This window comes from Paucibacter sp. XJ19-41, assembly GCF_028462495.1.
GTDB lineage: Bacteria > Pseudomonadota > Gammaproteobacteria > Burkholderiales > Burkholderiaceae_C > Roseateles_E.
In genome coordinates this window covers 1-3,410 of the sequence record NZ_JAQOWX010000223.1, presented here as the reverse complement: position 1 = coordinate 3,410, position 3,410 = coordinate 1, and the positions used below count along the sequence as shown (strand labels likewise).

General features: G+C 69.2%; 5 protein-coding genes and 1 pseudogene. 5 read left to right on the top strand and 1 reads right to left on the bottom strand.

What is annotated here, in order from left to right; genetic code table 11:
* Positions 1 to 334 (bottom strand): RNA recognition motif domain-containing protein (locus PO768_RS28240; RefSeq protein ID WP_272648709.1); only part of this gene is annotated, 334 nt, incomplete at its 3' end.
* A 253-nt stretch (positions 335 to 587) separates the two neighbouring features.
* On the opposite strand from PO768_RS28240, the gene PO768_RS28235 reads away from it, so the two are divergent.
* The 5 genes and pseudogenes from PO768_RS28235 to PO768_RS28215 all read left to right on the top strand — a co-directional run.
* The gene (locus PO768_RS28235; protein ID WP_272648708.1) at positions 588 to 1,502 is read left to right on the top strand and encodes a hypothetical protein; all 915 of its coding nucleotides are present in this window, start codon (positions 588 to 590) and stop codon (positions 1,500 to 1,502) included.
* Positions 1,454 to 1,867, top strand: a pseudogene (locus PO768_RS28230) (helical backbone metal receptor); the annotation flags it as partial. The gene PO768_RS28235 and the pseudogene PO768_RS28230, both read left to right, overlap by 49 nt.
* A gap of 101 nt (positions 1,868 to 1,968) precedes the next feature.
* Positions 1,969 to 2,427, top strand: a complete 459-nt coding sequence (locus PO768_RS28225) for a helical backbone metal receptor (RefSeq protein ID WP_272648707.1) — start codon at positions 1,969 to 1,971, stop codon at positions 2,425 to 2,427.
* A gap of 10 nt (positions 2,428 to 2,437) precedes the next feature.
* On the top strand, positions 2,438 to 3,079 hold the full coding sequence (locus tag PO768_RS28220) for a MarC family protein (protein WP_137944941.1): 642 nt from the start codon (positions 2,438 to 2,440) through the stop codon (positions 3,077 to 3,079).
* Between the two features lie 10 nt (positions 3,080 to 3,089).
* Positions 3,090 to 3,410: response regulator (locus tag PO768_RS28215; protein ID WP_272648706.1), on the top strand; the 321-nt coding region annotated here is incomplete at its 3' end.

Genomic DNA, 3,410 nt, shown 5'->3' with positions numbered 1-3,410 from the left:
AGCCGCCGCCACCGGAACGGCCACCGCCGCCACCGAAGCCGCCGCCGCCCGAACGGCCACCGCCGCCGAAGCCGCCCGGACGCTCTTCACGAGGACGGGCCTCGTTCACGACGATGGCGCGGCCGTCGAGGGCCTGGCCGTTCATGCCGTTGATGGCGGATTGCGCCTCGGCGTCGGATGCCATTTCCACAAAGCCGAAGCCCTTGGAACGACCGGTATCACGATCCATCATGACCTTTGCGGAGGTCACAGTGCCAAATTGACCGAATGCTTCTTGCAGCGATTCGTCGCGCACGCTATAGGCCAGGTTGCCTACGTAAAGCTTGTTTCCCATGGGGAAGCCCTTTCAATACCAAAAAACCATGTGGAGCTTCTCCATCGTGAACCATTCAAGCGAAGGTGCGGCTTCCAGACACAGGTAAACGATTATGGGTGATGGGTCCAGGCCGGCGCAAAGCGCAAGAGTCAAGTGTTGTTTTTCAGCTTCTGAGAGAAAACCCGGAAAACCGTTCCGATCGCACACCGGCAGCCGCCATGAAGACGTAGTGATGACTGGCTATCATCGCGGCCACCGAGCTCCCCCATCCATGTCCCAGAAAATTTCGCTCCAGGCGCTCAACCGCGTGCTCTCCAGCCTGGACGCCGCGCGCAACGGCCCGGCCCTCTATGCCCTGCTGAGCACCTTTAGCGTGGCCGGCCTGCTGCTGGCGATGGCCGAGTCGGCGCTGGCGCGCAGCGACACGCCCTGGGGCGTGGTCTGGGCCGGGCTGGCGCTGACGGTCGCCTTTTATGGGGTCAACACCACCGGCCTGCTGCTGATGGACCAGGCGCTGGGCCGGCCGGTGCGCGACGTGCAGGACGCCTTGCGCGATGCGCTCCTGGTGGCGCATCGGGTGCTGCTGAGCCTGGCCGTGGTGCTGGGTGGGCTGGGCCTGGTGCTCACGGCCCTGCTGGGCCTGCTGTGGGCGGCCCGCCTGCCCTGGCTGGGCGCGCCACTCTTCGCCCTGACCGTGCCGCTGGGCGTGCTGCTGCTGGGCTTGAGCTCGTTTGCCGTGCTGGTCCTGGTGGGGCCGCTGACCGGGCCCTCGGTCTGGGCCGGCCAGACGGTGCGGCCCACGCTGCGCCTGCTGGCACGCCAGCTGCGCGGCGGCCTGCTCGATGCCGCGGTGCTGATGGCGGCGGTCCTGCTGCTGACCGCCGTGGTCAGCGCGGCGGTCAGCTTTGTCGTGATCAGCGGGGCGCGGGCCATGTCCTTGCTGGCGATCTGGGGCGCCGATATCAGCCTGCCGCCGCAGCAGCTGATGGCCGGGCTGTTCGGCTACGGCCTGCGCAGCCTGGGCGCGGCCGGCGCGCCGGTGGCCGGCAGCCCGCAAGGCATGGCGGCCCTGGTCGGCGGCGGCGTCGTGTTCGCACTGGCCCTGGTGTTGCCGGCCCTGATCTATCTACGCGGCTGCTGCGCGGTCTATCTGGCGCTGCGCGAAGTGCCGGACGAGGGCCTGTGAGCGGCACCCTGCGTATCGCCTCCCTGGTGCCCAGCCTGAGCGAGCTGCTGGCGGCCCTGGGCCTGGCGCCCTGGATGGTGGCGCGCACCGGCTTTTGCATCCACCCGGCCGCGGTGATGGCGGCCGTGCCCAAGGTCGGCGGCACCAAGGATGTCAATCTGACCAAGCTGCGCCGGCTCGCACCGACCCATGTGCTGGTCAATATGGACGAGAACCGGCTTGAGACGGTGCAGGCGCTGCGCGAGTTCGTGCCCGAGATCGTCATCACCCATCCGCAAGGCCCGGCCGACAATCTGGCGCTGCTGACGCAGATGGCTGATGCCTTCGGCGCCCTGCCCGGCGTGCGCGAGCGCGCCGAGGCGCTGGCCCAGGTCCTGCGCGCCGAGCTGGCGCGCTGCGCGGCGCAGCCCNGATCGTCATCACCCATCCGCAAGGCCCGGCCGACAATCTGGCGCTGCTGACGCAGATGGCTGATGCCTTCGGCGCCCTGCCCGGCGTGCGCGAGCGCGCCGAGGCGCTGGCCCAGGTCCTGCGCGCCGAGCTGGCGCGCTGCGCGGCGCAGCCCTGGCCGGCCCAGCGGGTGCTGTATCTGATCTGGCGCGAGCCCTGGATGACGGTGGCGCGCGACACCTATATCGCCCGCATGCTGGCCCAGGTCGGCTGGCAGAGCTGGCCGGCGGTCGAGGGCGGCGAGACCGGTGCCGCGCGCTATCCGGTGCTGGTCGGCACCGAGCCCTGGCTGGGCCAGATCGACCGCGTGCTGCTGAGCTCCGAACCCTATCGCTTCGACGAGACCCATCTGGCCCTGGCCCAGGCCCTGTGTCCGCAGGCCCGGGTGCAACTGGTCGACGGCGAGCTGCTGAGCTGGTACGGCCCCCGGGCGGCCCAGGGTCTGGCCTATTTGCGCGGCCTGGCCCAGCGCTGACCATGCCGCGATGGATCTGTACAAACCCCTGATCGCACTGCTGGCCATCGTCAATCCGATTGGCGTCGTGCCCTTCTTCATCCATTTCACGCAGAGCTTCACGCGCCAGCAACGCCAGCGCACGATACGGGTCAGCGCCTTCACGGCCTTTCTGGTGATAGGCATCAGCGCGCTGGCCGGCCTGAAGATCATCGAGTTCTTCGGCATCTCGCTGGCCAGCTTCCAGGTCGGCGGCGGCACCCTGCTCCTGATCAGCTCGATCCAGATGCTGAACGCCCAGCCGGCCGAGACCCGCAAGGAAGATGTCGCCGAGGGCGCCAACAAGGCCGACGCCGGCGCCAGCATCGCGGTCGTGCCGCTGACCATCCCGCTGCTGACCGGCCCGGCGACGATCTCGACCATGGTCATCTATGCCGAGAAGACCCGCCACTGGTGGGAGCTGGGCGTGCTGGTCGGCTATGGCGTCGTGGTCGGCCTGGTGACCTTTGCGGTGTTCACCGCCTCGGGCCGCATCGCGCGGGTGCTGGGCCAGACCGGCATCAACATCATGACCCGGCTGATGGGCCTGATCCTGGCCGCGCTGGCGGTGGAGCTGCTGGCCGATGGGCTGACCAAGCTGTTCCCGGTGCTGGCCTCGCACATCGCCCGCTGATCGTCTGTTGATGAGCGAGATTCTGCTGCTGGAGGACGACCCGGCCATCGCCCAGACCGTCGTCTTCGCGCTGCAGCGCGAGGGCTTTGTGCTCGCCCATTGCAGCTGGCTGCACGAGGCCCGCGCGCGGCTGGCGCAGCACGAGCCCGCGCTGGCGATCTTCGATGTGGGCCTGCCCGACGGCAATGGCCTGGACCTGTGCCGCGAGCTGCGCGCCGCCGGCAGCCGGCTGCCGCTGCTGATGCTCAGCGCCCGCAGCGAGGAGCTGGACCGGGTGCTGGGCCTGGAGCTCGGCGCCGACGACTATCTGGCCAAGCCCTTCAGCCCGCGC